Genomic DNA, 25,584 nt, shown 5'->3' with positions numbered 1-25,584 from the left:
ACGGCGCGACCGCACCCGCGTCTTTGGCGTACCATGGCGCCATGACGCAGACCCACTTTGGTTTCGAGACCGTCGACGAGCGCGAGAAGGCGCGGCGCGTGCGCGCCGTGTTCGATTCGGTGGCGCCGCGCTACGACCTGATGAACGACCTCATGTCCGCCGGACTGCACCGCTGGTGGAAGGCCTATGCGGTCATGGTGGCCAATCCGCAGCCCGGGCAGCGCGTGCTGGACATCGCGGGTGGCACGGGCGACCTGGGTCTGGCGATCGCCCCGCGGGTGCGGCCCGGCGGGACGGTCGTGCACACCGACATCAATGCCGCCATGCTGCGCGAAGGCCGCGATCGGCTGCTCGACCACGGCATCGTGTTGCCCACGGTGGTGTGCGACGCCGAGCAACTGCCGTTTCCGGACGGGCATTTCGACCTCGTGACCGTGGCGTTCGGCTTGCGCAACATGACGCACAAGGAACTTGCGCTGCGCGAAATGAATCGAGTGCTCAAGGTCGGCGGCAAGCTGCTGGTGCTCGAGTTCTCCAAAGTCGCTCCCCCGCTGCGCCAAGCCTACGACTGGTACAGCTTCCACGTGCTGCCGCGCCTGGGGCGTTGGGTGGCGAACGACGAGGCCAGCTACCGTTATCTGGCGGAATCGATTCGCATGCACCCCGATCAGGAGACGCTGCGGTCCATGGTGCGCGAAGCCGGCTTTGGCCATGTCGACGTGCACAACCTGACCGGCGGCGTCGTCGCCTTGCACGTGGGTCTGAAGACCTGAAACCTGCCCCGGTGCCGGGGCCGTACGGAGACATCGACGTGAATACGAAAATCGGGACTTGGCTGCTCGTGGCGGTCATGACGCTGTCCTCGGCCGAGGTGTGGGCCAAGCGGCTGGGCGGCGGCGGCTCGATGGGCAAACAATCCAGCAACGTCGTGCAGCGCAACAGCGCGCCGCCGCAGCAAGCCCCCGCGCCGTCGCCGTCGCAGGCCCAACCTGCGCCCGCTGCGCCCGCCGGGGCCGCGGCCGGGGCGGCAGCCAAGCCCCAGCGCCCCTGGGGCGCGATGCTGGGGGGGTTGGCGGCGGGGCTGGGTCTGGCGTGGCTGGCGTCGGCGCTGGGCTTGGGCGAGGCGTTCGCGCAGTTTCTGCTGATCCTGCTGCTCGCCGTCGCGGTGCTGGCGGTCATCGCGTGGATGCGTCGCGGCCGCGCGGGCTCGGCCGCTCGCTCGCCGCTGGCGTTTCAGGGGGCGGGCACCGCCACGTCGCCGGTGACGCCGCGCAGCTACCAGCCGGGCAATGTGGGCAATGACGCCTCGGCCCGGCCGTGGGAGCGCACCCAGTTCAGCGGGGTCGATGCGGGCACCGCCGGGGCCTCGGGCAGTTTGATCGGCAGCGCCCTCGGCACCCACGCGGCCTTGTCCGGTTCGCAGTCCTGGGGCATCCCGGCCGACTTCGACACGGAAGGGTTTTTGCGAGCGTCCAAAGACAACTTCGTGCGCCTGCAGGCGGCCTGGGATCGCGGCGACATTCCCGCTTTGCGCGCACTCATGACCGATGAGATGCTGGCGCAGATCGAGGCGCAGCTCGCCGAGCGCGAAGCCGCCCAGTCCGGCGTGCCCAACGTCACCGAGGTCGTCTCGCTGGAGGCGCAGTTGCTTGGCATCGAGGACCTGGGTCGGGAATACATGGCCAGCGTCGAGTTCTCCGGGTTGATCCGCGAGAACCCGGCGGAGGGGCCGGCGCCGTTCCGCGAGGTGTGGAACATCACCCGCCCCAAGGAAGGGCGCGGCGGCTGGCTGGTCGCCGGCGTGCAAGCCCTGCAGTGATGTGGCGCCGTGATCGCGCGCCGATCCGGCAGAATCGGGGGCATGACTGAGCCCCCGATTTTTTTTCGGCCCCGGCCCGGCACGGGCCCGTGGCGGCTGCCGACGCCGCCAGCCTGGCTGCTCGACGAGGCCCGCAACCGCATCGTGCTGCTCCTCAACCACGTGCTGCAGCAGGAGCCCGAGGCCATGCAGCGCCTGCGCCGTCAGGCCGGCAAGTGGGTGCGGGTGCGTTGGGGTCGGGGGGAGCCGGCCGCAGGGGCGGGGGACATCGGTCTGGTTGTGCGCATTTCGCCGGCTGGTCTGTTGGAGAGCGCGGCCGACGATGTCCGCGCCGACTTGGTGCTCGCCATCGACGAGCCGTCCCCGCTGACCCTGGCCGGCAAGCTGGCGCGGGGTGACAAGCCCGCGGTGGCCATCGAGGGGGATGTGCAACTGGCCGCCGACGTGGCGTGGCTGGTGGACAACGTGCGCTGGGATGTGGAGGAGGACCTCGCCCGGCTGATGGGCGACGCCATGGCCCATACCCTGGTGCAGGCGGCCCGCACGGCGGCCTCGGCCCTGCGCGCCTGGGTCGTTCCCGCCGCGCAGGCCGCTCGAGAGCGGGCCGCCGCGCTGCGCGAGCGTGTCGTGCCCCGGCGAGCGCCGGACGACAGCGGCGGGACCGCGCCATGAGGCGGTGGCTGCGCGGTTGGTTCATCGTCTGGGTCGTTCTGCGCTACGGCCTCGACGAACTCGTGCTGTCGGGCTTTCGGCACCCCGTGTTGGCGTCGCTGCGCCGGCTGGTGACGGTCGGGCGAAACTTGTCGGCCCCGCGCGGGCAGCGCCTGCGCGAGGCGCTGGAGCGGCTGGGGCCCATTTTCGTGAAGTTCGGGCAGGTGCTCTCCACCCGCCGCGATCTGCTGCCCCCGGACATTGCGGACGAGCTGGCGCGGCTGCAGGATCGCGTGCCGCCGTTTCCGACCGAGATCGCGGTGGCCACCATCGAGCGTGCCTTCGGGCGGCCACTGCACGAGGTATTCGCCACCTTCGAGCGCGAGCCGGTGGCCAGCGCCTCGATCGCGCAGGTGCACTTTGCCACGCTGCGCGACGGGCGCGAGGTGGCGGTCAAGGTGCTGCGCCCCAACATGCTGCCGGTCATCGAGAAGGACCTGGCGCTGATGCGCACCATGGCGGGGTGGCTGGAGCGGCTGTCGCACGACGGCCGACGCCTCAAGCCGCGCGAGGTGGTCGCCGAGTTCGACAAATACCTGCACGACGAGCTCGACCTCGTGCGGGAGGCGTCCAACGCCGCGCAACTGCGCCGCAACATGGCCGGCTTGGACCTGGTGCTGATTCCCGAGATGTACTGGGACCACTGCCGCAGCGATGTGCTGGTCATGGAGCGCATGCGCGGCGTGCCCATCAGCCAGGTGCAGCGGCTGCGCGAGGCCGGTGTCGACATCCGGCAGCTCGCGCGCGATGGCGTGACGATTTTTTTCACCCAGGTGTTTCGCGACGGCTTTTTCCACGCCGACATGCACCCGGGCAACATCCAGGTGTCCCTCGAGCCCGAGACGTTTGGGCGCTACATCTCGCTGGACTTTGGCATCGTCGGCACGCTCACGCAGTTCGACAAGGAGTATTTGGCGCAGAATTTCACGGCGTTCTTTCGGCGCGACTACAAGCGCGTGGCCGAGTTGCACATCGAGTCCGGGTGGGTGCCGGCCGGCACGCGCGTCGATGAGCTCGAAGCGGCTATCCGGGCCGTGTGCGAGCCGTACTTCGACCGGCCGCTCAAAGACATCTCCCTCGGGCTGGTGCTGATGCGGCTGTTTCAGACCTCGCGCCGCTTCAATGTCGAGATCCAGCCGCAGCTCGTCCTGCTGCAAAAGACGCTGCTCAACATCGAAGGACTGGGGCGCGAGCTCGACCCGGAGCTGGACCTCTGGAGCACGGCCAAACCCTTTCTTGAGCGATGGATGCTGGAGCAGGTGGGGCCGAAAAAATTCTGGAGCCAGCTCAAGGCCGAGGCGCCGCACTACGCCAAGCTGGTGCCGGAGCTGCCGCGCCTGCTGCACGACTATCTGCGCCAGCGGCCGACCGACCTGCGCAGCGAAATCGACCGCCTGGTGCAGGAGCAGCGCCGCACCCAGCGGTTGCTGATGATGGTGATCTATGTGCTGTTCGGCTTCGTCGCGGGCTTGATGGCGATGCAGTGGTGGCTGCGCATGCGCCTGTGGTGAGTTCCACCCCCTTGAACGCGCCCCCGCACGCCCCACCTATAATGGGAAGTTTTTCCGGATTTGCGTCCCAACTTCGACTTCCTTGCAGGTGCAGCCATGCCCATCTACGCGTACAAGTGCGAGTCCTGTGGCCACGCCAAGGACGTGTTGCAGAAGGTGTCTGACGAGCCGCTGAGCGTGTGCCCGGCGTGCGGTGCGGCGACGTTTCGCAAGCAGTTGACGGCCGCGGGTTTCCAGCTCAAGGGGACCGGCTGGTACGTGACCGACTTCCGCAACGGCAGCGGGTCGGCATCGTCCGCGTCCACCAGCGCGGCCGCCGCCACCGGGGCGTCCAGTGCTGGCGCGGCGACCGACAGCGCCGCGGGCTCCACCCCGTGCGGGGCGGCCTGTGCCTGTCATTGACCGAACCCGCGTGGTCGGTGCCCTGCGGCGGTGGCTGCTCGCAGGGCTGCTCGTGCTCGTCCCCCTGATCGTCACCCTGTGGGTGCTCGAGTGGGTGGTCTCGACGTTGGACCAGACGCTCAACATCCTGCCCGAAGCCTGGCAGCCCGAGCGCTGGCTGGGTATGCGTGTGCCCGGCATGGGGGTGGTGCTGGCGCTGGCCATCGTGCTGGGCATCGGGGCGCTGGCGTCCAATTACGTCGGCAACCAGTTGGTGGCGTGGTGGCATGCGCTGCTGCAGCGCATTCCGGTGGTGCGCTCGATCTACTCCGGCGTCAAGCAGGTCTCGGACACACTGCTGTCCGAGAAGGGCAACGCCTTTCGCCAGGCGCTGCTGGTGCAGTGGCCACGCGAGGGCGTGTGGACCATCGCCTTTCTGACCGGGGCGCCCGGGGGCGACGTCGCGCGCCACCTGCCGCCGCAGGACTACCTCAGCGTCTATGTGCCCACGACCCCCAACCCCACCGGTGGTTACTTCGTGATGGTGCACCGCCGCGACGTCGTGCCGCTGGCCATGACGGTCGACGAGGCGCTGACCTACGTCATTTCCATGGGCGTCATCGTGCCCGGCGGCCGCAAAGGCCCGCTGCCCCCGTCGGCGGCCGCGGCGCCCGGGCCGGCCTGAGCCCCGTTCGATTCTTATCCCTCCAAGGTTCTTTCCATGCACATGCGCACCACCTACTGCGGTCTGGTGACCGAGGCCCTGATGGGGCAAACCGTGACCCTGTGCGGCTGGGTCAACCGGCGCCGCGACCATGGCGGCGTGATCTTTGTCGATCTGCGCGATCGCGAGGGCACCGTTCAGGTGGTCTGCGACCCGGACCGCCCGGAGATGTTTACCGTCGCCGAAGGGCTGCGCAACGAGTTTTGCGTCCAGGTCAAGGGCGTGGTGCGCGCGCGCCCGGAAGGCACGGTCAACGAGTCGATTCGCAGCGGCCGCATCGAGGTGTTGTGCCACGAGATCACGGTGCTCAACCCGAGCGTGACGCCGCCGTTCCAGCTCGATGACGAGCACCTGTCCGAGACCACGCGCCTGACGCACCGGGTGCTGGATCTGCGCCGCCCCACCATGCAGCGCAACCTGATGCTGCGCTACCGCGTCGCGATGGAGGTGCGCAAGTTCCTCGACGCGCACGGCTTCATCGACATCGAAACCCCGATGCTGACCAAGAGCACGCCCGAGGGGGCGCGCGACTATCTGGTGCCCAGCCGTGTGCACGACGGCATGTTCTTTGCCTTGCCGCAATCGCCCCAGTTGTTCAAGCAGTTGCTGATGGTGGCGGGCTACGACCGCTACTACCAGATCACCAAGTGCTTCCGCGACGAGGACCTGCGTGCCGACCGCCAGCCGGAGTTCACGCAGATCGACATCGAGACCTCGTTCATGACGGAGCAGGAGATCCGCGACCTGTTCCAGGGCATGATCAAGACGGTGTTTGCCCACACCATCGGGGTGGATCTGGGCGAATTCCCGGTCATGCCGTATGCCGAGGCGATGGCGCGCTACGGCTCGGACAAGCCCGACCTGCGCGTCAAGCTGGCGTTCACCGAGCTGACCGACGTCATGAAGGACGTCGAATTCAAGGTGTTCTCCGGGCCGGCCAACCAGCCGGGCGGACGCGTGGTGGCGCTGCGCGTGCCGGGCGGCGGCCAGCTCTCGCGCAGCGAGATCGACGCCTACACCGAGTTCGTCAAGATCTACGGCGCCAAGGGGTTGGCCTGGATCAAGGTCAACGACCTGGCCGTCGGCCGCGACGGGCTGCAGTCGCCCATCGTCAAGAACCTGCACGACGCCGCCTTGCAGGCCATCCTGCAGCGCAGCGGCGCGCAAAACGGCGACCTGCTGTTCTTTGGCGCCGACAAGGCCAAGGTGGTCAACGACGCCATCGGCGCGCTGCGCGTCAAGATCGGCCACAGCGAGTTCGGCCGCCAGAACGGCCTGTTCGAGGACCGCTGGGCGCCGCTGTGGGTGGTCGATTTCCCGATGTTCGAGTACGACGAGGACGAAGGCCGCTGGGTGGCGGTGCACCACCCGTTCACGGCGCCGAAGGACGGCCACGAGGATTGGATGGACACCGACCCGGGCAAGTGCCTGGCCAAGGCCTACGACATGGTGCTCAACGGCTGGGAGCTGGGTGGCGGCTCGGTGCGCATCCATCGCGCCGACGTGCAGCGCAAGGTCTTCGCCGCGCTGAAGATCGGCGAGGAGGAGGCGCGCGCCAAGTTCGGCTTCCTGCTCGATGCGCTGCAGTACGGCGCACCGCCGCACGGCGGGCTGGCGTTCGGGCTGGATCGCCTGGTGACGCTGATGACCGGCGCCGAGTCGATCCGCGACGTGATCGCCTTCCCGAAGACGCAGCGCGCGCAGTGCCTGCTGACGCACGCGCCCAGCCCGGTGGACGAGAAGCAGTTGCGCGAGCTGCACATCCGCCTGCGCAACCCGCAGCCGGCGTGATACAGTGAAAACAAACGTCACCACAGGAGCTCTCTCATGACCGACAACACGCTGCAACCGAAGGACAAGCTCGTCGCCGACCTGAAGGTGGTCGTGGCGGATGCAGAGGAACTGCTGGCCGCCACCGCTCACTCGACGGGGGAAAAGGTGGCCGAACTGCGCGAGCGCCTCCAGGACAATCTGCGCTCGGCGCGGCACCGCTTGGCCGACGCCGAAGCAGCCTTGCGCGAACGCACGCGCGAAGTGGCCAAAGCCACCGACCACTATGTGCATGAGCATCCCTGGAAGGCCATCGGCGTGGCCGCCGGCATCGGCCTGCTGGTGGGCATGCTGATCGGCCGCCGCTGATTCGCCGCGGCGGTTGCCGCTCTGCGAGCCAACGGCATGGCACAAGACGAAAGGTCGGCGAGCAGCGCTGCGTCGGAATCGCTCGCGGCAGCCGTTCGGGGTTGGCTGCACGATACTGCCGAGTTGTTGCGGGTGCGCCTGGCGCTACTGGGCGTCGAGGCCGCCGAACACGCCCAGGACGTGACCGAAGCGATCGGCGCTGCGGTGGCCGCCGCCGTGCTGTTGTCGCTAGGGCTGGGTTTTCTGGCGGTGTTGTTGACGGTGCTGCTCTGGGACAACCATCGGCTGCTGGCCCTGGCGGTCTTTACCGCGGTGTTGTTGACGCTGGGGGCCGTGGCCCTGGCGTGGGCACGGCGCTGCTTGCGCGGGGTTCGCTGGTTTGCTGCCAGCGCCGCCGAACTGGCTCGTGACATGGAGCGCCTGCGTGGCCGCGGGTGAGACACGCCAGCGCCTCGCCGCGCGCCGGCAGGCGTTGCAGCAGCGCTCGACCGAACTGCGCGAGCGTCTGGCGATGCATGGCGCTGCGCTGGCGCCGGCCATGGACTGGGCCGATCGCGCGCGTGAGGGCTGGCGTTGGATGCGCGCCCACCCCTGGGTGCCCCTGGCCGGCGCGGCGGTGCTGGCTCTGCGGCGCCCGCGAGCGATCTGGCGCGGGGGCTGGTGGGTGTGGCGGGGGTGGCGGCTGTGGCAGCGCTATGCCGGGTGGTTGGATGTGCTGGGGGTGCGGCCCGGGCGCCGCGTCCCGGGGGGTGGGGGCCGTTCGGGCCGCACCTAACCCATCAGCAGGCCGTTGAAAAACTCCCCCGCAGCCGCCCGAGCTACCGTTACCATGTGAGCGGCGACGACGAGACAGCAGACACCNNCAATCAGCAGGCCGTTGAAAAACTCCCCCGCAGCCGCCCGAGCTACCGTTACCATGTGAGCGGCGACGACGAGACAGCAGACACCGAAGATGTGAGGCACACAGAACTTCCAGGGGGCGATGTTCAGCACCATCAGCCTCGAAGATCGGGTACCGGCCAAGCACCTGCTGCGCAAGCTGCGCTCTCTGGTCGATGCCTTGCTGGCCAGCATGAGCGCAGAGTTCGAGGCGGTCTATGCCCGCCGCGGCCGTCCTTCGGTGCCGCCAGAGATGCTGCTCAAGGCGCTGCTGCTGCAAATCCTGTTTTCCATCCGCAGCGAGCGGCTGCTGGTGCAGGCCATCGACGACAACCTGCTGTACCGCTGGTTCGTCGGTCTGAACATCGAGGACAAGGTCTGGGACCACTCCACCTTCAGCGCCAACCGCCAGCGACTCTTCAACGAAGAGTTGGCCCGCGTGTTCTTCGAGCGGGTCAAGTCCACCGCGCAGTGGGTGAAGTTGACCAGCGACGAGCACTTCAGCGTCGACGGCACACTGATTGAGGCCTGGGCCTCGCAAAAGAGCTTCAAGCGCAAGGACGACGGCCACACACCGACTGCGGGGCGCAACACCGAGGTCGACTTCAAAGGCCAGAAGCGTAGCAACGACACCCACGCCAGCACGACAGATCCCGATGCGCGGCTGTTCAAGAAAGCTCAAGGCGACAAGTCCCGCCTGTGCCACATGGGTCACATCCTCATGGACAACCGCCACGGGCTGGTGGTGGACGTCGAAATCACCCATGCCAGCGGCACAGCCGAGCGGCACGCCGCCCTCAAGATGCTCGAGCGCCAAAAGCGCAAAGCCCGACTGACCGTGGGGGCGGACAAGGGCTATGACTGCCGGGTCTTTGTCCAAGGCTGCCGCCAGCTGGGCATCATCCCGCACGTGGCGGCCAAGGCCAAGCACTCGGCCATTGACGGGCGCAGCCAGCGGCACAAAGGCTACCAGGTCAGCCTCAAGGTGCGCAAACGCATCGAAGAGGCCTTTGGCTGGGTCAAGACCGTCGGCGGTCTGGCCAAGACCAAGCTGATTGGGCATGCCAAGCTGGCGGGGCAGGCGCTGATGTGCTTTGCCGCGTACAACCTCGTGCGCATGGGCTCCATCGGGGGCTGGTGGGATGCGCATCATGTGTGATCGCGGGGGGCAGTGCGCCCAAAATGGGCAAACGGCCCCCAGAGGGGGAGCCCAGGCGGCCGTCGGAGCCCGGAAAAGCGGCTTGCGCTGGCTTCGGACCCTCGCAAACGGGTACATGGCCGCTTCGATGGGCGTTTTTTCAACGGCCTGCTAGACGGTGCACCTCAACAACAGAGATGCACCGTGACCACTGAATTCCGACCCCTGACCAAAGAATGCGTCGCCGACGTTCTGGGCGTCTGCGTTCGCACCATCGACAACTGGGTCAACGATGGGACCCTCATCGCGCCGCGGAAGCTTGGGAGTCGTCCCTACTGGCACCCGCGCACCTTCTACGCCTGGCTGGACCAGGCCCTTTCGGCTCCGCCGGCCGGCGAGAACTCGGACGCCTCAGACACCGCGACAGGCCACCACACTCCCAAGGCTCCCCCGTCCACGACCAAGAGCAAAGCTGCGGTATCCGGCAAGAGTGAGTCCGACGCGATTCGTGCCCGGGACAGAGCGAAGCTCGACGCGCTCCTGGGCTGAATGCCAAGCAGCTCCGCGACGTCCGTCGTCCGTCATGCAGAGAGGCGCTCGCGGAACCAGCCCGCCCTTTTCCCGTCATCTCCGACCCTGTAGACCAGCTCGAACAGCTTGGACTCGCTGAGAACCTGCGGCCAGGTGCGGCAGCCGTACTTGCTCGGGGTCTGGTCGGCATGGTTCTCCGCTATCCATTCGCGAGCCCGGTCTACTTGGGTCCAGCCGCCCTCGGATAGCGCTTCGGAAGCCTCGCGCAGCACTCGAACGATGCCGGTGTGCGGTCAATCGAAGCTGCCATCAGGCGCGATGCCGTTCACCACCATGTCGTGAAAGACGTCGGTCTCGGCGAATGCCGCCATGTGCGCTCTTGCTTCGTCCATGGTCTTGACCCACCCGACCAGTTCGTTGTGGTGGTGGTCGATGCGCTGGTAGCAGTGCTGAAGATGGCGCAAGGCAGCCTCGCAACCCGGTTCGCTCCAGAGGTCGAATCGTTCGATGAAGTGATGCACCAGCTCGTTGCGCATCGCGACCAGCCCCTCAATCTGGGCTCTGACCTCGGCGAGCCGCTCCGGAGCCATGGTCATGCGGTAGCTGATGGCCATGGAGATGCGGTCGGTCGGGACCTTGTCCTCCGGCAGCAACTCGCGCTCGAAGCCGTCCGGCACCGCGTAACTCTCGAAGAGGGACTTGACCAGCGTACCCAGGGTCTTGTCCGACACCTTCTCCAAGTTCGCAGCCCGCTGGGCCTCCAGCGTGTCGGCATGGCCGGCGAGTTCGTGGTGGGCCAGCAGCGTCTTCATCAGTCGCTCGTACTGCTGCAAGCGCAGCATGCACCGCCCCAGCCAACGCTTGACGTCGAGCTGGCCTTGGGGTCTGGGTTGGTCGGTCATCGCTTCAGTGTTCCATGGCGGAAGTACGGAGGCGGGCGGACCTTTGCAACCTCAGCCTAAGTTTCGGAGAATCAGTAATTCTATCTGGCATCTCATCGAGAGCTGTTCTGTTTCTGATTTACCGAAATTCTAGTTGATGAGACCCCCAAAACCGCCTATGATTTCGGAATAACAGAAACTATCTCCTTGAAGCGCGCCTCAGAAGCCCTGCAACTGAAACTCCGAAATGACCGACTCCGTCACCCGCCGACCGACCCTGCTCCATTCAGCCCCCGAGCTGGGTCCGGTCGTGCGCGAGCGCCGCAAGTCGCAGTCGCTGCGCATCGACGATGCGGCAGGTCTGCTCGGCGTGTCGGTGGACCTCATGTCCCGGCTCGAGAACGGCCAAGGCTCGGTGCGGCTGGACAAGGCCTTGGCCGTGCTCGATGGCCTGGGCCTCACACTCATGGTGCTGCCCAAGGAGCACCCGTGGGCCCGCGAAGCGGCCTCATCCAACGGCTCGGGCGGCTCAGACAGCCCGTCGGCACCCACCGGCGCCCCGAAGCCATGAGGCAGTCAGCATGACCCACGCACTGCACGTCTGGGCCGACGAGGCTCAGGTTGCCACCATCGAGCACGAAGGGCGTGACGACCGCTGGAGCCTGAGCTATGCCGAGCCATGGGTCGCCGACGCCCTGGCCTACCCGCTGTCGCCAGCACTGCCCCTGGTTCGCCCGGAGTCTGACTACACGTCTGCGTCCATCAAGCGCTTCATCGAGCACCTGCTACCCGAGGGGCGTGCGCTGGATGTGGCCGTGACCTACAACGGTCTGACCAAGGCCAACGTCTTCGGTCTCATCTGGGCGCTGGGTGCCGAAACCGCGGGCGCTCTGCGCTTTACCGGGAATGCAAGTCCGGCACCATCCGCCGCAGAGCCCATCCTGCGAGAAATCCCCCTCCAAGAGCTGGACCGGCGTATTGCCGAGCGCGAGCACGTGCCGCTGACGGTGTGGGATGGCAAGGTACGCATGTCGGTGGCCGGCCTGCAGGACAAACTGCTGGTCTACCTTGACCGCCCCCTGCAGGAGGGCGGACGGTTGTTTCTGGTGGACGGGCCACGACTGGCCTCCACCCACATCCTCAAGCCCGACACCGGCAACCCGCAGACGCCGCATCTGGCGGTCAACGAGCACTTCTGCATGACGCTGGCCCGCCGCATGCAGCTCCCGGCCGCTGAGGTGAGCCTGTTGCGCACGCCCCGCCCGGTGCTGGTCGTGCGCCGCTTCGACCGCGAAGTCCAGAACGATGGCGGCCAGCCGCGGGTTCACCGCCGGCACATCATCGACGCTTGTCAGGCCTGCGACCTGCCCGTGACCTACAAGTACGAGCGCAACCTGGGCAGCGCCGAGGCGGTGCGCCACATCCGAGACGGCATGAGCTTCGAACGTCTGTTCGGCTGCGCCGCCCTCACGGCCAACAAAGCGGTCTCCAGGCTGGCCATGCTGCGCTGGGCGCTTTTCCAATTCTTGATTGGCAACAGCGACGCCCACGGCAAGAACTTCTCGTTCTTTGTGCGTCCAGGCGGGCTGCTGGAGCCCGCCCCCTGGTACGACCTGGTCAGCGTACTGCAGTACGACGGTTTCGACACCGAGCTGGCCATGGCCTACGGCGACGTGTTCCGCCATGCCGAGGTCTCGGCGTTTGCGCTGGCCGACTTCGCTGCCCGCTGCGGCATCGACCGCAAGCTGATGCGCCGCGAGGGCCAGCGTCTGGCGAAGCTGGCCACGACAGAAGCCGCGGCACAAGCCCAGGCGGCCGACTATGAGAGCGAAGCCGAGCGGGTCTTCGTGCAGGGCATTGCGGACTTCGTGGCCCGCCAGGCCGACCGGCTGACGCAGTTGGTCGCCGACGCGGCGCGTTGGAAGGACGAGTACCTCTGACCGCTCTGGGCCGTACCCGCCCAAGGGCCAAGATCCGCCGCTGCCGGAGCCCCTGGCCAACCGTATCAGCCGGTAGGCCCCAGAGGGCCCCCACGCACCTCGCTACAGCCGCGCCAGCAGTCGGGCCGGCTGCAGCCGCACCTTCACCTCGTCCGGCACCATGGCCCGGCGGATCTCGTAGGCGGGTTCGCTGGTGTCGCGCAGCGGGGGCTCGCCGCGCGGCAGGCCGTCGCGCGTGACGATGGCAAACACCAGCGGGGTATTCGCGCGCCGGCCACGGCGGGCGACGACGCCCACCTCGCCATTGACCAGTTCGACGAAGGTGCCCGGCAGGTACAGGCCCAGCGCCTTGATGAAGGCCGTCCCCAGCGGCGTCGGCACCCCGCTCGCATCCAAATAGACATCGCGCGCGGCGCGCGGGGACGGCAGGCCCGAGCGGGCGTGGCGTGGGCTGATGCGGGCCACATACACGTCGATCATGCGCAGCAGTTGCGCAGCCTCGCCCACCTCGGCACGCCCCTGCGGGTAGCCCGCGCCGCCCACCTGCTCGTGGTGGTCGCGCACCAGTTCCAGCCACGCCGGATCGACCACCCCCAACCGGCGCAGGATCACTTCGCTGCGCAACGGGTGCTTCCACACCGCCCGCCGCTGCTCGGGGTGGAGTGCGGCGTCCTGCCGGGCCAGATCGTCGTGCAAGCGGGCCATGCCCAGGTTCATGGTGAGCGCGGCGCGCTGCAGGCTTTGCTGGCGCGCCTCGTCCCAGCCCAGGGTCTGGGCCACCAGCCGGCCGATCACCGCGCACAGCAAGGCGTGGCTGGCGCTGTAGCCCATTGCGCGGTCGAACAGCATGTGCACCAGCACGAACAGGCTGTCGTCGATGCGCGAGCGCAGCAGGGCCTGCATGCGCTGCTCCAGTCGCAAAAACCGACCCACGAAGTCCTGCGCCTGCTCGCCCTGGTGCAGCAGCAGCGTGAGCACGGCATGCAGATCGGCCCAGATTTCGTCGATGGGCCGGGCGTCGGGCTCGACCTCGACCGCATCGTCGAACCCCATCGGACGGGTGACGCCCGCGATGGCTTCCAGGCTTTGGTTGCCGCGCAGGGCGCGGTCGATGGCGGTGGTGTAGCGGTACGTCCAGGCGCGGTACTCGTCTTCCTTGACCTGGGGGTTGTGCATCAGCAGCCATTGGCGGTGACGCTCGTCGCGGATGGTGTGCCCCTTGCGCAGCAGCAACTGGCCCTGTGGGTCCCCCACGTTGACAGGCAGCGGCTCGCCCAGGGTGATGTCGTCGATCGGAAGTGGTACGTACATGGTGCTGTGCCCAGACCGTACTGTAGTACGGCCGAGACCCTCTGTGGCGCGGGACTTGCACGCGGTTCCCCGTTCGTTGCCGTTCGTTGCGATAATGGTCCAATGCACTAGCATTCTCAGGGTTTTCCATCATGTCCGATTCGTTGCTGCCCCTGATCCCGGTGTTGGATCTGCGGGTGGGGCATTTCGTGCTCCTGGACCTGGGCTGGATGGAACATCCGTTTCCGCGCAACAGTTTTCGCATCGGGTCCGAGCGGCAGATCGAGACCATCCGCGCACTGGGCCTAACACGCGTGCGCATCGACCCCGCGCGCAGCGATACGCTGACCCCGGAAGCCGCCGTCAACACCTCCGGCATCCCCGGCACCCCGAACGAGGCCGCCACGACCACGGCCACCGAGGCACCGGCCGACACGACGGCCCAACAACGCGCGCAGGCGCTGGCCGAGCAGCGGCGCGCGCTACAGCGCTGCGAGCGCCAGTACCACGAGGGCGCGCGTCGCTACCGCGCCCTGCTCGAAGACATGGAGCGCGACCCGCAAGCGGCCGGCCAGCAGGCCCGGGCATTGGTGGGCACCCTGCTGACCGACATCCAAGGCCACGGCGAGTCGGCCATTCGCCTGCTCAGCGACGTGCAGGGCGAGCGCGCCGCGCAGCACGCGATGAACGTGACGGTGCTGGCGGTGCTGCTCGGCCGGGCACTGGGAATGGACGGCGAGGAGCTGGAGGCGCTGGGCGTTGCGGCCTTTTTGCACGACATCGGCAAGACCCGGCTGCCGGACCTGGTTCGGCACAAGGACGATGCCTTCACGGCAGCGCAGCTCAAGGTCTATCAGGAGCACGTGGCCCACGGGGTGGGTCTGGCACGGGCCATGGGCATGGGGCCCGCCGTGCTGCAGGCGATCGCCCAGCACCACGAGGCAGCGGATGGCAGCGGCTTTCCGCGCGGCTGCCGGGGCGAGGACATGAGCCGCTGCGCCCATGTGCTGGCGCTGATCAACCGCTACGACGGCCTGTGCAATCCGCTCAACCCGGCGCGCGCCCTGACCCCGCATGAGTCGCTGTCGCTGCTGTTCGCCACGCAAAAGGCGCGCTTCGACCTGGTGACGCTCAACGCCTTCATCCGCATGGTGGGGGTCTATCCCCCGGGCTCCATCGTGCAGCTCAGCGACGGCCGCTTCGCGCTCGTGCAGGCGGTCAACTCGACACGGCCGCTCAAGCCCCGCGTCCTGGTGCACGACCCGCGCACGCCGCGCAGCGAGGCGCTGCTGCTGGACCTGCAGGCCGAGCCGTCGCTGTCGATCCAGCGCAGCCTACGCGCCGACCAACTCCCGCGTGCGGCGCTGGACTATCTGGAGCCGCGCCCCCGGTACTGCTACTTTTTCGAGCGCGCCGTCCGCCCCGACAGCGGACCTGCGGGGACGCCGACATGAGCTATGTGCACTGGGCCCCGATCACCGAAGGGTTGATCGAAGCGGTGTGGGTGGTGGACCCGCGCACCCGGCGCATCCTGACGGTCAACACCGCGGCCGCCCGGCTGCTGGGGGTGGAGCGCGGCGCGCTGGTGGGCAGCGCGGTGCAGGACTGGATTGCCGACCCGCAGGACCATGTGTACTGGCAGGAGTGGCAGGCCGGTATCGAGCAGACGTTGGAGTCCGAGGCCACGGTGCGCCGCGCCGACGGCGAACTGGTGCGCGTGCAGCGGCGCGTCAGCCCCGTCACGCCGGAAGGCGGCGAGACCGTGGTGCTGGTGGCGATGCAGGACCTCAGCGAATGGCAGCACACGCGTCAGCGGCTGGAGACCCTGCTGGCGGAACTGCGCGCTGCGCTGGAATCGTCATCCGACGGCATTCTGGTGTGCGACCTGGACGGGCACATCCGCGCCTTCAACCGCACCTTTGCCACCCTCTGGGATCTGCCCGAGGCGCTGTTGACGCACCAGGACGACGCCGCGATCTGGAGCCACCTGGCGGCCTGCGTGCCCGACTCGGGCGGGTTCCACAGCCGGCTGGGCGAGCTGCAGCGCGCCCCGCTGCTGGAGGCGACCGACGTCGTGCTGCTGCGCAACGGCCGCATCCTGGAGCGTGCCTCGCGGCCCCAGCTCGCGCGCGGCCGGCCCATCGGGCGCATTCACGTCTACCGCGATGTGACGGAGCGCACGGCCACCGAGGCCAAACTGCGACTGGCCGCCAAGGTGTTCGAATCCAGCCTCGATGCCATCGTGGTGACGGACCCCGAACGCCACATCGTCGCCTGCAACCCCGCCGCCCTCAAGCTCGCGGCCATCGAGCGGGACCCGCAAGGGGAGCGGCCGGACGATCTGCTGTACGCCCCGTCGCAGCCGCAGTGGTCCCACCACGTCGCCCAGGCGCTGGCCGACAAGGGCTACTGGGAAGGCGAGCTGTGGTTGCGCCGCCCCGAAGGCCCGGGGGTGGCATTGCTGGCCTCGTGGGTGCTGCTGCGCGACGCCGACGGGCGCCCGCTGAACACGGTGCTGTTTGCCAAGGACCTGTCCGAGAAGCTGGAAGCCCAGCGCCGTATCGAACAGCTCGCGTACAGCGACCCGCTGACCGGCCTGCCCAACCGCCTCATGCTCGGCGAGCGCGTCGGACACGCCACTCGCCTGGCACAGCGCAGCGGCCGCGGGTTTGCGCTGCTGTTTCTGGACCTGGATCGCTTCAAGAGCATCAACGACTCGCTCGGCCACATGTTCGGCGACCAGGTGCTGGTGGAGGTGGCGGCCCGCCTGCAGCGCTGCCTGCGACAGACCGACACCCTGTCCCGGCTGGGCGGCGACGAGTTCGTCATCCACCTGCACGAGGCCGACCGCGGCGCCGCCGAAAAAACCGCGCAGCGCATCATCGAAGCGATCACCCGCCCCGTCGCGATCGACGAGATGCAGTTCACGTTGTCGTGCAGCATTGGCATCGCCATGTATCCGCAGGACGGCACCACGCTGGACGAGCTGATCCAATGCGCCGACACGGCCATGTACCAGGTCAAGGAGCGGGGCAAAGGGCACCACCGCTTCTACCAGCCGGAGATGAACGCTGACCTGCTCGGGCGCATCCAAATGGACCATGCGATGCGCCAGGGGCTGCAGCGCGGCGAGTTCGAGCTGCACTACCAGCCCCGGATGGACCTGCGCTCGGGCACCGTACCGGCCTGCGAGGCGCTGGTGCGCTGGCACCGCCCCGGCCAGGGCCTGGTGATGCCGGGCACGTTCATCGGCGTGGCCGAGGAAACCGGCCTGATCGCGCTGCTCGGGCACTGGGTGCTGCAAAACGCCATCGCGCAGGCGGCCCGCTGGGCGGCAGAGGGCCGGCCGCTGCAGGTCGCGGTCAATATATCGGCCCTGCAGTTCCAGCAGACCCGCTTCGTGCAGGATGTGGCGGACGCCCTGCAGCAACACCGGCTGCCCCCGCACCTGCTGGAGCTGGAGCTGACCGAATCCATCCTGATCCGCGATGCGGAGGAAGCACTGGGCAAGCTGCAGGCGCTGGCCGATCTCGGGGTGGAGCTGTCGCTGGATGATTTCGGCACGGGCTACTCCAGCCTCACCTATCTCAAGCGCTTTCCGCTGCATCGGCTCAAGATCGACCGCAGCTTCCTCGTTTCCATGCCCGAGGACGGGGCCGATGCGGCAATCGTGGCGGCCATCGTGCAGATGGGCCACGCGCTGTCGATGGAAGTCGTGGCCGAGGGGGTGGAGCGCCCCGAGCAACTGCAGCGGCTGCACGCCCTGGGCTGCGACCACTACCAGGGCTTTTTGTTCGCCCGACCGATGCCGGCCGATGCGCTGCGCGCGCGGCTGGCGTCGCTCGAAGGCGAGCCGACGCAAACGCCACCGCCGTGATCAAACGCCCTGCGCCCAGGCCTGCAGGTCCTGCGGCTTGACCTGCCCGAGCTTGCGGTGCGCGATGCGGCCGGCCCGATCGAACACCACGGTGAACGGCAGCGCCCCGTTGTCGTTGCCGAGCTGGCGCCCCAGATCGGTCCCGCCAAAGCCCGCCAGCCCCACGGGGAAGGACAGGGGCTGCCGCTGCAGAAATTGCCGCACGGCACTGGGCTGGTCGATGGCCAGCGCCAGCACCTGCCAGCCGTCGGCCTGCCGTTCGCGGTAGAAGCGATCGAGCAGTGGCAACTCTTCCACGCACGGCGGGCACCAGGTGGCCCAGAAGTTGAGCAGCAGCGGCCGCCCGCGAAACGCCGCCGCCGCCACGGCGCCCCCCTCCGGCCGGTCCCACTGCTGGGTCCACAGGGCCTGCTCGGCCCCCGCCGCGGGCGCGCCCGGGGTCAAGCGCCAGGCGGCGACCCCCGCCCCCAAAGCCGCCGCGGCGGCGGCCATGCCGATCGTCATTGCCCGTCGTTGCATCGGTTGTGCTCCTCGTAGCCAGCATCGGAGTCGGGCGCGGCCAACAAAGTTCGCACCTCGGCGGCGGTACCGCGCGGCACGCGGCCCAGATCGTCGGGCAGGCGGGCGCCCCGCCCCGCCTGGGTGTCGTTGACCCACAGGTGCAGGCCCACCGTCTCGCCCAGCCCGTCGCAGGGCACGGCCAGGCTGAGCACCTCGGCCTCGCGGCCGCGCATGCCGCGCGCGGTCTGCGCGTCGTAATCGAGCCCGGCGTTGATGAGGGCGATCTCCACCGCCTTGGGGTCGTCGGCAAAGAGTTGCAGGTGGATATCCGACAGTCGGGTCGCGGTGCCGTGCCAGACGGCCCCGCCGAGCAGCGGGGCAAACTCGGCCAGCCGCTCCATCCAGGCCAGTGCCGTCTCGCGCAGGGCGCGCAGTTCGCCCGGCTGCGTCTCGGCATGAAAGATCGCCAAATGCTCGCGCACGGCGGCATCGATGAGCGCCGGACCGGGCAGCGGGGTGCGGGACGGCAGGCGCAATTGCTCGAGCGCGCGCTGCAGGGCGCGGCGCGCCTCCAGCCCCTCGTCCACCATCAGCCCGGCCGCGACGGCGGCCAGCTCGCGTTGCGTGTCATCGTCCATGGACGGGATTGTCCGCGATGGGCGGTGACCCGCCGACCGGCCGCGATAATGCACCCCATGCACATCCACATTCTGGGCATCTGCGGCACTTTCATGGGCGGGCTGGCGGCGCTGGCGCGCGAGGCCGGCCACCGTGTCACCGGCTGCGACGCCGGCGTCTATCCGCCGATGAGCGAGCAGCTGCGCGCGCTGGGCATCGATTTGATCGAGGGCTACGGGGCCGACCAGCTCGCTCTGCGGCCGGACGTGTTCGTCATCGGCAACGTGGTCAGCCGCGCGCGCAGCGCCGACGGGACGCCCAAGTTTCCCCTGATGGAGGCCATCCTGGACGACGGGGCGCGCTACATCAGCGGCCCGCAGTGGCTGGGGGAGCAGGTGCTGCACGGCCGTCATGTGTTGGCCGTCGCCGGCACGCACGGCAAAACGACGACCACGGCCATGCTGGCCTGGATTCTGGAACACGCCGGGCTGGCGCCCGGTTTTCTGGTCGGGGGCGTGCCGCTCAATTTCGGCGTCTCGGCCCGCCTGGGGCGGTTGCCGGCGGACGGCACGCGCACGCCGTTCGTGATCGAGGCCGACGAGTACGACACCGCGTTCTTCGACAAACGCAGCAAGTTCGTGCACTACCGTCCGCGCACGGCGGTGCTGAACAACCTGGAGTTCGACCACGCCGACATCTTCGATGACCTGGCGGCGATCGAGCGGCAGTTCCACCATCTGCTGCGCACCGTCCCGGCCAGCGGCCGCGTCATCGCCAACGGGCTGGAGGAGTCGATCGCACGCGTGCTGCACATGGGGCTCTACAGCGAGCTGCGCACCTTCGGCGCTGCCGACAGCGACTACACCGCCGAGGGTGAGCCGCACGATTTTGCCGTGCTGCGCCGGGGCAAAGCGGTGGCACACGTGCGCTGGTCACTGAGCGGTACGCACAACCAGCTCAACGCGCTGGCCGCCCTGGCGGCGGCCGAACACCTGGGGGTGGCGCCGGCCGTGGCGGCCGAGGCGCTGGCCGGCTTTGCCCATGTGCGCCGGCGGCTGGAGGTGCGCGGGACGGTGGCATTGCCCGGCGGCGCGGTCACGATCTACGACGATTTCGCCCACCATCCGACGGCGATTCGTACCACGATCGACGGCCTGCGGCGCCGGCTCGACCGCGAGGGCCGCGGGAACGAACGCATTCTGGCGATCTTCGAGCCGCGCTCCAACACCATGAAGCTGGGCACGATGAAGGCGCAACTGCCCTGGGCGCTGGAGGGCGCGGCGCTGGCTTTTTGCCACGCGGGCGGGCTGGACTGGGATGCGGCCGCAGCACTGGCGCCACTGGGCGCACGCGCGCAGGTGGCGCCGGACATCGATACCCTGGTGGCGCAGGTGGCGGCGGCGGTGCGCCCCGGCGATCACCTGCTGTGCATGAGCAACGGGGCGTTCGGCGGTGTGCATGGACGGCTGCTGGCCGCCCTGCGCCCTCAGTAACCGACCGACAGGCCGGGCACGTCCACCTTGATGACCGGCTTGGCCAGCAGGCTGCTGGCCGCACGGGCGTAAACCATGGCCCAGGGTCGGTGCGCCGGATCCGCAAAGCGCGTCTCGCCCACGGCCTGGGCGATGGCCAGCACCTTGTCCGCCGTCAGCACCTTGCCGCTGAGGCGCAGCGGCTCGCAACCCAGTTCGGTGAATTGCTGATCCAGCCACTGGCGCGCGATGTCGTGCGGCATGGGCTGCACCTCGTCGAGGTCGAAGGTGTATTCGCGGTCGGGGCCGAATTGGACGATCACGTGGCTGCGCATGGCGACTTCCGGTGGATCTGAAAAACGGCCCTATCGTACACCCGCGGCCGCTCAGCCGCGGCGGGCCCGCCGCGCCGCCACCGCATCGGCCAGCGTCTGCAGCACCTGGACCGAGGCATCCCAATCGATGCACGCATCGGTGATGCTGCGGCCGTACTCCAACGCGGACGGATCGTCCTTGCCCGGAGTGAATTTCTGCGCCCCGGCCTGCAGATGGCTCTCGATCATCACGCCGAACACCCGGTCCGACCCACTGGACAACTGGTCGGCGATGTTGCGTGCGACGTCGATCTGGCGCTCGTGCTGCTTCTGGCTGTTGCCGTGGCTGCAGTCCACCATCACGCGCGCCGGCAGCTTGGCGTCGGCGAGCTGCTGGCAGGCGATCGCCACGCTGTCGGCGTCGTAGTTGGGCAGCTTGCCGCCGCGCAGGATGACGTGACAGTCTGGGTTGCCTTTGGTGCGCACGATGGCCACCTGCCCGTTCTTGTGCACCGACAGGAAGTGGTGCGGGCGGCTGGCGGCCAGGATGGCGTCGGTGGCGATGCGGATGTTGCCGTCGGTGCCGTTCTTGAAGCCGATCGGCGCCGACAGGCCCGAGGCCAGCTCGCGGTGCACCTGGCTTTCGGTGGTGCGCGCGCCGATCGCCCCCCACGAGATCAGGTCGGCGATGTACTGCGGGCTGATGACGTCGAGGAATTCGCTGGCCGCCGGCAGCCCCAGGCGGTTGATCTCGATGAGCAGCTGGCGCGCGATGCGCAGGCCCTCGTCGATGCGGAAGCTCTCGTCCAGGTAGGGGTCGTTGATCAGGCCCTTCCAGCCCACCGTGGTGCGCGGCTTCTCGAAGTAGACGCGCATGACGATCTCGAGCCGGTCGGCGAAGCGGTCGCGCTGCTCCTTCAGGCGCCGCGCGTACTCCATCGCCGCGGCCGGATCGTGGATCGAGCACGGCCCGATGATGACCAGCAGCCGGTCGTCCTTGCCGTGCAGAATCTGGTGGATGGCGCGTCGGGTGTGGGTGATGAGCTTTTCGATCCCCGTCCCCCGGATCGGGAAGAAGCGAATCAGGTGCTCGGGCGGCGGCAGCACGGTGATGTCCTCGATGCGTTGGTCGTCGGTCTGGCTGGTGCGGTCGGCCGGATGGGAATACCAAGCATCGGTGCTGCTGGCCTTGGCGGGGCTCGGGCTCATGGGGGACTCCTTCGATGGGGGGAAACGGGGGTGAACGGGCGAAAAAAAACCGCCGGTGGAGACCGACGGTTTTGAGTTCAGGGGCTTTTGCTGGGCGCTTTCAGACCTCTCTGCCGTCGGTGACGCATGAGAACCAAAAGTAACCAAAGTAAAAGCCGCGCACTTGCATGGCTCTCAATGTAGCACAGCTTGCATGACAGCAGGCTGACAATCGCCAAGGACGCATCGGAAGGGCCGCAGCGACGTCGTGCGCATGCAACGCGCAGGCCGCTCAGGCCGTGCCCCCCACCGTCAGGCCGTCCAACCGCAGCGTCGGTTGGCCCACACCCACCGGCACGCTCTGGCCTTCCTTGCCGCAGGTGCCCACCCCGCTGTCCAGCGCCAGGTCATTGCCGATCATCACCACGCGCTTGAGCGCCTCCGGACCGCTGCCGATGATCGTCGCGCCCTTGACCGGATAGACCGGCCGGCCGTTTTCCACCCACCATGCGCTGCTGGCCGAAAACACGAACTTGCCACTGGTGATGTCCACCTGACCGCCGCCGAAGTTGGTGGCGTACAAGCCGCGGCGCACGCTCGCCAGGATCTCCTGCGGATCGCGCTCACCGGCCAGCATGTAAGTGTTGGTCATGCGCGGCATCGGCAGGTGTGCGTAGCTCTCGCGCCGGCCGTTGCCGGTCGGTGTCACCCCCATCAGCCGGGCATTGAGCCGGTCCTGGATGTACCCACGCAGGATACCGTCTTCGATCAGCACATTGCGCTGGCTGGCACAACCCTCGTCATCCACATTGAGCGATCCGCGCCGGCCCTCGATCGTGCCGTCGTCCAGCACCGTCACCCCCTTGGCAGCCACACGCTCGCCGATGCGGCCGGCAAAAGCGCTGGAGCCCTTGCGGTTGAAGTCGCCTTCCAACCCGTGGCCCACGGCCTCGTGCAGCAGCACGCCAGGCCAGCCGGGGCCCAGCACGACCGTCATTTCGCCCGCCGGGGCGGGGCGCGACTCCAGATTGGTCAGCGCAGCCTGCACGGCCTCGTCGACATAGCGCGTCAGCACGCCATCGTCGAAGTGGTCCAGCCCAAACCGCCCGCCCCCGCCGGAGGAGCCGACCTCGCGCCGGTCGCCCTGCTGCGCGATCACCGTCAACGACAGCCGCACCAGCGGACGCACGTCGGCGGCCAGCACGCCATCGGCGCGCGCCACCAGCACCACGTCGTATTCGGCCGCCAGCCCGGCCATCACCTGGACGATGCGCGGGTCGCGCGCGCGCGCCATGCGCTCGACGCGCTCCAGCAGTGCCACCTTGGCGGCGCTGTCCAGCGTGCCGATGGGGTCGTGCGCAGCGTACAACTGGCGCGAGGGCGCCACCGCTGCGCGCGGGCGTCGGCGGCCGACGTGGGCAGTCTGATCGCCCCCCTGGCGGCCGATGGCGCGCACACTCTGCGCCGCCTCGTGCAACGCGGCCCAGGACAAATCGTCGGAATAGGCGAACGCCGTTTTGTCGCCGCTGACCGCGCGCACGCCCACACCCTGGTCGATGCTGAAGCTGCCGGTCTTGACGATGCCCTCTTCCAGGCTCCAGCCCTCGCTGCGGGTGTACTGGAAGTACAGGTCGGCGTCGTCAACGCCGGGGGCCAGGATGGCCGACAACGCGCGGCGCAGGTGGCCTTCGTCCAGGCCGTAGGGCTCGAGCAGCAGGGCACGCGCCGTGGCCAAGCGCTGCAGGGTGGGTTCGACGGCGATCATGCGCGGATTGTAGGCAGCCCGGCCAAACCCGCAACGACGGCTTAGGCCGGCACCAGTCGCTTATAACGCCCGACCGACAGAATCATGCCCAGGCTGGCGCCGAGCGACACCATCGCCGTGCCGCCGTAGCTCAGGAACGGCAGCGGCACCCCCACCACCGGCAGGATGCCGCTGACCATGCCCATGTTGACGAAGGCATACACGAACTGCACCAGGATCAGCGCCCCGGCCAGCAAGCGGCCGAACAAAGTGGAGGCCTCGGCGGCCAGCATCAGACCACGCGCCACGAAATAGGTGTAGGCCGACAGCAAACCCAGCACGCCCAGAAAGCCGAACTCTTCGGAAAACGCGGCGAAGATGAAGTCCGTGCTGCGCTCGGGCACGAAGTCCAGGTGCGTCTGGGTGCCCTCCATGAAGCCCTTGCCCCACAGCCCTCCCGAGCCGATGGCGATCATCCCCTGCAGAATATGAAAACCCTTGCCTAGCGGATCCTTGGTGGGGTCGAGCAAGGTGCACACGCGCTGACGCTGGTACTCGTGTAGCACCACCCAGTCCACGCCCGGCGCGCACCACTGCGGCTCCATCACGATCAGCGTGACCACGCCCACCGCCCCCAGCACCAGAGGCGGCACGATCAGCTTCCAGCTCAAGCCGGCAAAAAAGATCACGAACAGGCCCGAGGCCAGCACCAACAGGGCGGTCCCCAGATCGGGCTGTTTCAGGATCAGCCCCACAGGCACGGCCAACAGGGCCCCCGCCGCCAGAAAGTCCCGTTTGCCCAGCCGCCCCTCGCGGCGCTGAAACCACCACGCCAGCATCAGCGGCATGGCGATCTTCATCAGCTCGCTGGGCTGGATGGCGATGACGCCCAGATCGAGCCAACGCTGCGCGCCTTTGCGCGTCAAGCCGAACAGCTCGACGGCGATCAACAGCACGACTCCCACCACATAGGCTGGCACGGCCAGCGCCTGCAGCCGCTGGGGCGGAACCTGCGACACCACCAGCATGACGCCCGCGGCGATCGACAGGTTGCGCAGATGGTCCACGTAGCGCCCCGGGATGTCATACGCCACGGAGTACATGACCACCTGCCCGATCGCGGCCAGCAACGCCACCGCGAGCAGAAACTGCCCGTCGAAGCCGCGCACCCATGGGGCGATGCGGCTGAGCACGGGGGGTTTTTCGATGACGACGGCCATGGAGGCTGGATTATCCTGCGCCCCATGGATGACTCCGCCTCGCCCCCCGCCTCGCCCCCCACCTCGCCCCCGGTCTGGCCCGCGACGCCGCCCGCAACGCATGTGCTGTACCTGCACGGCTTTCGCTCCAGCCCGCGCTCGTTCAAGGCGCAGCGGCTGGCGGCGCACCTGGCTGCGCGCCACCCGCAGGTGCGCTGGGCCTGCCCGCCGCTGCCGGCCAGCCCCGCCGCGGCCTGGGCCTTGATCGAGTCCACCGTCGCCGGCTGGCCGGAGGCGACCGCCGCGGTGGTCGGCTCCTCGCTCGGCGGCTTCTACGCCACGCGGCTGGCGGCGCAGCGCGGCTTTCGTGCCGTGCTCATCAACCCCGCCGTCGATCCGGCGCGGGATCTGGCACGCCACATCGGCGAGCACCCGGCGTGGCACGACCCGGCCGAGCGCCTCTTCTTCCGCCCCGAGTACGTGGATGAGCTGCGCGAGCTTGCCACCGGCGCGCTGCCGCAGCCCGAGCGCGTGCTGCTGATCGCCGCCACCGGCGACGAGGTGCTCGACTGGCGCGAAATGGTGGCGCGCTACCCCGGCAGCCGCCACCACATCGTGCCCAGCAGCGACCACGCGCTGAGCGACTTCGACGCCCACTTGGCGGTGCTGCTGGCGCATCTGGGGCTGGCGTGCGGCGATCTTGCCAAAGTTTGCCAAGCCGGCTAGC

At 68.5% G+C, this 25,584-nt stretch carries 27 protein-coding genes; 18 read left to right on the top strand and 9 right to left on the bottom strand.

From position 1 onward, the window contains the following. Nucleotides 1–41: 41 nt before the first annotated feature. The 12 genes from ubiE (at nt 42) to ACK4TH_RS04055 (ending at nt 9,851) form a co-directional block, all read left to right on the top strand. A complete protein-coding gene (ubiE, locus tag ACK4TH_RS04110) occupies nt 42–773 on the top strand; it encodes a bifunctional demethylmenaquinone methyltransferase/2-methoxy-6-polyprenyl-1,4-benzoquinol methylase UbiE (RefSeq protein ID WP_409623088.1) in 732 nt (243 codons plus the stop codon). Between the two features lie 77 nt (nt 774–850). Further along, a complete protein-coding gene (locus ACK4TH_RS04105) occupies nt 851–1,819 on the top strand; it encodes a Tim44 domain-containing protein (protein ID WP_409623269.1) in 969 nt (322 codons plus the stop codon). Nucleotides 1,820–1,861: 42 nt separating this feature from the next. Further along, nucleotides 1,862–2,491: an SCP2 domain-containing protein gene (locus ACK4TH_RS04100; protein ID WP_409623085.1), complete on the top strand. Its 630-nt coding sequence runs from the start codon at nt 1,862–1,864 to the stop codon at nt 2,489–2,491. Next, nucleotides 2,488–4,041 (top strand): ubiquinone biosynthesis regulatory protein kinase UbiB, encoded by a 1,554-nt coding sequence (gene ubiB, locus ACK4TH_RS04095; protein WP_409623082.1) that lies wholly within the window; start codon nt 2,488–2,490, stop codon nt 4,039–4,041. Before ACK4TH_RS04100 ends, ubiB begins: the two co-directional genes overlap by 4 nt. A gap of 96 nt (nt 4,042–4,137) precedes the next feature. After that, nucleotides 4,138–4,443, top strand: coding sequence for an FmdB family zinc ribbon protein (locus ACK4TH_RS04090; RefSeq protein ID WP_409623079.1), 306 nt, complete (start codon nt 4,138–4,140; stop codon nt 4,441–4,443). Beyond that, entirely contained in the window at nt 4,430–5,107 is a 678-nt protein-coding gene (locus ACK4TH_RS04085) for a DUF502 domain-containing protein (protein ID WP_409623076.1), read from the top strand. Before ACK4TH_RS04090 ends, ACK4TH_RS04085 begins: the two co-directional genes overlap by 14 nt. A gap of 36 nt (nt 5,108–5,143) precedes the next feature. Beyond that, nucleotides 5,144–6,937 carry an aspartate--tRNA ligase gene (gene aspS, locus ACK4TH_RS04080; protein WP_409623073.1) on the top strand — a complete coding sequence of 598 codons (1,794 nt, stop codon included), beginning with the start codon at nt 5,144–5,146 and terminating at the stop codon, nt 6,935–6,937. 36 nt (nt 6,938–6,973) lie between these two features. After that, complete coding sequence (locus tag ACK4TH_RS04075; protein WP_068608384.1) at nt 6,974–7,285, top strand: YqjD family protein; 312 nt, start codon at nt 6,974–6,976, stop codon at nt 7,283–7,285. Nucleotides 7,286–7,321: 36 nt separating this feature from the next. Next, nucleotides 7,322–7,723 carry a phage holin family protein gene (locus ACK4TH_RS04070; RefSeq protein WP_409623069.1) on the top strand — a complete coding sequence of 134 codons (402 nt, stop codon included), beginning with the start codon at nt 7,322–7,324 and terminating at the stop codon, nt 7,721–7,723. Then, nucleotides 7,710–8,060 carry a YqjK family protein gene (locus ACK4TH_RS04065; RefSeq protein WP_409623066.1) on the top strand — a complete coding sequence of 117 codons (351 nt, stop codon included), beginning with the start codon at nt 7,710–7,712 and terminating at the stop codon, nt 8,058–8,060. Before ACK4TH_RS04070 ends, ACK4TH_RS04065 begins: the two co-directional genes overlap by 14 nt. 207 nt (nt 8,061–8,267) lie before the next feature. Then, the gene (locus tag ACK4TH_RS04060) at nt 8,268–9,323 is read left to right on the top strand and encodes an IS5 family transposase (RefSeq protein WP_409623063.1); all 1,056 of its coding nucleotides are present in this window, start codon (nt 8,268–8,270) and stop codon (nt 9,321–9,323) included. 183 nt (nt 9,324–9,506) lie between these two features. After that, a complete protein-coding gene (locus ACK4TH_RS04055; protein WP_409623060.1) occupies nt 9,507–9,851 on the top strand; it encodes a helix-turn-helix transcriptional regulator in 345 nt (114 codons plus the stop codon). A gap of 32 nt (nt 9,852–9,883) precedes the next feature. On the opposite strand, the gene ACK4TH_RS04050 is transcribed toward ACK4TH_RS04055, so the two are convergent. Both ACK4TH_RS04050 and ACK4TH_RS04045 read right to left on the bottom strand, forming a co-directional pair. Continuing rightward, complete coding sequence (locus tag ACK4TH_RS04050) at nt 9,884–10,114, bottom strand: OST-HTH/LOTUS domain-containing protein (RefSeq protein ID WP_409623267.1); 231 nt, start codon at nt 10,112–10,114, stop codon at nt 9,884–9,886. A 12-nt stretch (nt 10,115–10,126) separates the two neighbouring features. Further along, a complete protein-coding gene (locus ACK4TH_RS04045; RefSeq protein ID WP_409623057.1) occupies nt 10,127–10,735 on the bottom strand; it encodes a hypothetical protein in 609 nt (202 codons plus the stop codon). A 226-nt stretch (nt 10,736–10,961) separates the two neighbouring features. Between ACK4TH_RS04045 and ACK4TH_RS04040 the strand changes: the two genes are divergently transcribed. Together ACK4TH_RS04040 and ACK4TH_RS04035 are read left to right on the top strand one after the other, a co-directional pair. After that, the gene (locus ACK4TH_RS04040; RefSeq protein WP_409623054.1) at nt 10,962–11,285 is read left to right on the top strand and encodes a helix-turn-helix domain-containing protein; all 324 of its coding nucleotides are present in this window, start codon (nt 10,962–10,964) and stop codon (nt 11,283–11,285) included. A 10-nt stretch (nt 11,286–11,295) separates the two neighbouring features. Continuing rightward, nucleotides 11,296–12,654 (top strand): HipA domain-containing protein, encoded by a 1,359-nt coding sequence (locus tag ACK4TH_RS04035; protein WP_409623051.1) that lies wholly within the window; start codon nt 11,296–11,298, stop codon nt 12,652–12,654. Nucleotides 12,655–12,756: 102 nt separating this feature from the next. Here the strand turns inward: ACK4TH_RS04035 and ACK4TH_RS04030 are convergent, their stop codons facing one another. Beyond that, nucleotides 12,757–13,965 carry an HD-GYP domain-containing protein gene (locus ACK4TH_RS04030; protein ID WP_409623048.1) on the bottom strand — a complete coding sequence of 403 codons (1,209 nt, stop codon included), beginning with the start codon at nt 13,963–13,965 and terminating at the stop codon, nt 12,757–12,759. A 131-nt stretch (nt 13,966–14,096) separates the two neighbouring features. On the opposite strand from ACK4TH_RS04030, the gene ACK4TH_RS04025 reads away from it, so the two are divergent. Together ACK4TH_RS04025 and ACK4TH_RS04020 are read left to right on the top strand one after the other, a co-directional pair. Further along, nucleotides 14,097–15,398 carry an HD-GYP domain-containing protein gene (locus ACK4TH_RS04025; RefSeq protein ID WP_409623045.1) on the top strand — a complete coding sequence of 434 codons (1,302 nt, stop codon included), beginning with the start codon at nt 14,097–14,099 and terminating at the stop codon, nt 15,396–15,398. After that, nucleotides 15,395–17,821: an EAL domain-containing protein gene (locus ACK4TH_RS04020; protein WP_409623042.1), complete on the top strand. Its 2,427-nt coding sequence runs from the start codon at nt 15,395–15,397 to the stop codon at nt 17,819–17,821. Before ACK4TH_RS04025 ends, ACK4TH_RS04020 begins: the two co-directional genes overlap by 4 nt. On the opposite strand, the gene ACK4TH_RS04015 is transcribed toward ACK4TH_RS04020, so the two are convergent. Together ACK4TH_RS04015 and ACK4TH_RS04010 are read right to left on the bottom strand one after the other, a co-directional pair. After that, nucleotides 17,822–18,340, bottom strand: a complete 519-nt coding sequence (locus ACK4TH_RS04015; protein WP_409623039.1) for a TlpA disulfide reductase family protein — start codon at nt 18,338–18,340, stop codon at nt 17,822–17,824. Next, nucleotides 18,322–18,960, bottom strand: a complete 639-nt coding sequence (locus ACK4TH_RS04010; protein ID WP_409623036.1) for a hypothetical protein — start codon at nt 18,958–18,960, stop codon at nt 18,322–18,324. Before ACK4TH_RS04010 ends, ACK4TH_RS04015 begins: the two co-directional genes overlap by 19 nt. 57 nt (nt 18,961–19,017) lie before the next feature. Here ACK4TH_RS04010 and mpl point away from each other — a divergent pair, with 57 nt between their 5' ends. Then, a complete protein-coding gene (gene mpl / locus ACK4TH_RS04005) occupies nt 19,018–20,433 on the top strand; it encodes a UDP-N-acetylmuramate:L-alanyl-gamma-D-glutamyl-meso-diaminopimelate ligase (RefSeq protein WP_409623033.1) in 1,416 nt (471 codons plus the stop codon). Here the strand turns inward: mpl and ACK4TH_RS04000 are convergent. The 4 genes from ACK4TH_RS04000 to rodA form a co-directional block, all read right to left on the bottom strand. Further along, the gene (locus tag ACK4TH_RS04000; RefSeq protein WP_409623030.1) at nt 20,427–20,747 is read right to left on the bottom strand and encodes a hypothetical protein; all 321 of its coding nucleotides are present in this window, start codon (nt 20,745–20,747) and stop codon (nt 20,427–20,429) included. The two genes, mpl and ACK4TH_RS04000, sit on opposite strands and share 7 nt — an antisense overlap. Before the next feature lie 51 nt (nt 20,748–20,798). Next, entirely contained in the window at nt 20,799–21,935 is a 1,137-nt protein-coding gene (locus tag ACK4TH_RS03995) for a 3-deoxy-7-phosphoheptulonate synthase (RefSeq protein WP_409623027.1), read from the bottom strand. A gap of 271 nt (nt 21,936–22,206) precedes the next feature. Then, nucleotides 22,207–23,679, bottom strand: coding sequence for a metalloprotease TldD (gene tldD, locus ACK4TH_RS03990; RefSeq protein ID WP_409623024.1), 1,473 nt, complete (start codon nt 23,677–23,679; stop codon nt 22,207–22,209). A gap of 41 nt (nt 23,680–23,720) precedes the next feature. Beyond that, on the bottom strand, nt 23,721–24,878 hold the full coding sequence (gene rodA / locus ACK4TH_RS03985; protein WP_409623021.1) for a rod shape-determining protein RodA: 1,158 nt from the start codon (nt 24,876–24,878) through the stop codon (nt 23,721–23,723). 24 nt (nt 24,879–24,902) lie between these two features. Here rodA and ACK4TH_RS03980 point away from each other — a divergent pair, with 24 nt between their 5' ends. Further along, complete coding sequence (locus tag ACK4TH_RS03980) at nt 24,903–25,583, top strand: YqiA/YcfP family alpha/beta fold hydrolase (RefSeq protein WP_409623018.1); 681 nt, start codon at nt 24,903–24,905, stop codon at nt 25,581–25,583. Nucleotide 25,584: the final 1 nt, after the last annotated feature.

The sequence above is a fragment of the Tepidimonas sp. genome, from assembly GCF_046292505.1.
Lineage (GTDB): Bacteria > Pseudomonadota > Gammaproteobacteria > Burkholderiales > Burkholderiaceae_C > Tepidimonas.
The sequence above is the reverse complement of the archived record's forward strand: the minus strand, read 5'-3'. Positions and strand labels throughout refer to the sequence as shown.

Excerpts from the sequence above, each read along its gene's own strand:
- ubiE (WP_409623088.1), top strand. The coding sequence starts at position 42 with ATGACGCAGACCCACTTTGGTTTCGAGACCGTCGACGAGCGCGAGAAG.
- ACK4TH_RS04105 (WP_409623269.1), top strand. The coding sequence starts at position 851 with ATGACGCTGTCCTCGGCCGAGGTGTGGGCCAAGCGGCTGGGCGGCGGC.
- ACK4TH_RS04100 (WP_409623085.1), top strand. The coding sequence starts at position 1,862 with ATGACTGAGCCCCCGATTTTTTTTCGGCCCCGGCCCGGCACGGGCCCG.
- ubiB (WP_409623082.1), top strand. The coding sequence starts at position 2,488 with ATGAGGCGGTGGCTGCGCGGTTGGTTCATCGTCTGGGTCGTTCTGCGC.
- ACK4TH_RS04090 (WP_409623079.1), top strand. The coding sequence starts at position 4,138 with ATGCCCATCTACGCGTACAAGTGCGAGTCCTGTGGCCACGCCAAGGAC.
- aspS (WP_409623073.1), top strand. The coding sequence starts at position 5,144 with ATGCACATGCGCACCACCTACTGCGGTCTGGTGACCGAGGCCCTGATG.
- ACK4TH_RS04075 (WP_068608384.1), top strand. The coding sequence starts at position 6,974 with ATGACCGACAACACGCTGCAACCGAAGGACAAGCTCGTCGCCGACCTG.
- ACK4TH_RS04070 (WP_409623069.1), top strand. The coding sequence starts at position 7,322 with ATGGCACAAGACGAAAGGTCGGCGAGCAGCGCTGCGTCGGAATCGCTC.
- ACK4TH_RS04060 (WP_409623063.1), top strand. The coding sequence starts at position 8,268 with ATGTTCAGCACCATCAGCCTCGAAGATCGGGTACCGGCCAAGCACCTG.
- ACK4TH_RS04045 (WP_409623057.1), bottom strand. The coding sequence starts at position 10,735 with ATGACCGACCAACCCAGACCCCAAGGCCAGCTCGACGTCAAGCGTTGG.
- ACK4TH_RS04040 (WP_409623054.1), top strand. The coding sequence starts at position 10,962 with ATGACCGACTCCGTCACCCGCCGACCGACCCTGCTCCATTCAGCCCCC.
- ACK4TH_RS04035 (WP_409623051.1), top strand. The coding sequence starts at position 11,296 with ATGACCCACGCACTGCACGTCTGGGCCGACGAGGCTCAGGTTGCCACC.
- ACK4TH_RS04030 (WP_409623048.1), bottom strand. The coding sequence starts at position 13,965 with ATGTACGTACCACTTCCGATCGACGACATCACCCTGGGCGAGCCGCTG.
- ACK4TH_RS04025 (WP_409623045.1), top strand. The coding sequence starts at position 14,097 with ATGTCCGATTCGTTGCTGCCCCTGATCCCGGTGTTGGATCTGCGGGTG.
- ACK4TH_RS04020 (WP_409623042.1), top strand. The coding sequence starts at position 15,395 with ATGAGCTATGTGCACTGGGCCCCGATCACCGAAGGGTTGATCGAAGCG.
- ACK4TH_RS04015 (WP_409623039.1), bottom strand. The coding sequence starts at position 18,340 with ATGCAACGACGGGCAATGACGATCGGCATGGCCGCCGCCGCGGCGGCT.
- ACK4TH_RS04010 (WP_409623036.1), bottom strand. The coding sequence starts at position 18,960 with ATGGACGATGACACGCAACGCGAGCTGGCCGCCGTCGCGGCCGGGCTG.
- mpl (WP_409623033.1), top strand. The coding sequence starts at position 19,018 with ATGCACATCCACATTCTGGGCATCTGCGGCACTTTCATGGGCGGGCTG.
- ACK4TH_RS04000 (WP_409623030.1), bottom strand. The coding sequence starts at position 20,747 with ATGCGCAGCCACGTGATCGTCCAATTCGGCCCCGACCGCGAATACACC.
- ACK4TH_RS03995 (WP_409623027.1), bottom strand. The coding sequence starts at position 21,935 with ATGAGCCCGAGCCCCGCCAAGGCCAGCAGCACCGATGCTTGGTATTCC.
- tldD (WP_409623024.1), bottom strand. The coding sequence starts at position 23,679 with ATGATCGCCGTCGAACCCACCCTGCAGCGCTTGGCCACGGCGCGTGCC.
- rodA (WP_409623021.1), bottom strand. The coding sequence starts at position 24,878 with ATGGCCGTCGTCATCGAAAAACCCCCCGTGCTCAGCCGCATCGCCCCA.
- ACK4TH_RS03980 (WP_409623018.1), top strand. The coding sequence starts at position 24,903 with ATGGATGACTCCGCCTCGCCCCCCGCCTCGCCCCCCACCTCGCCCCCG.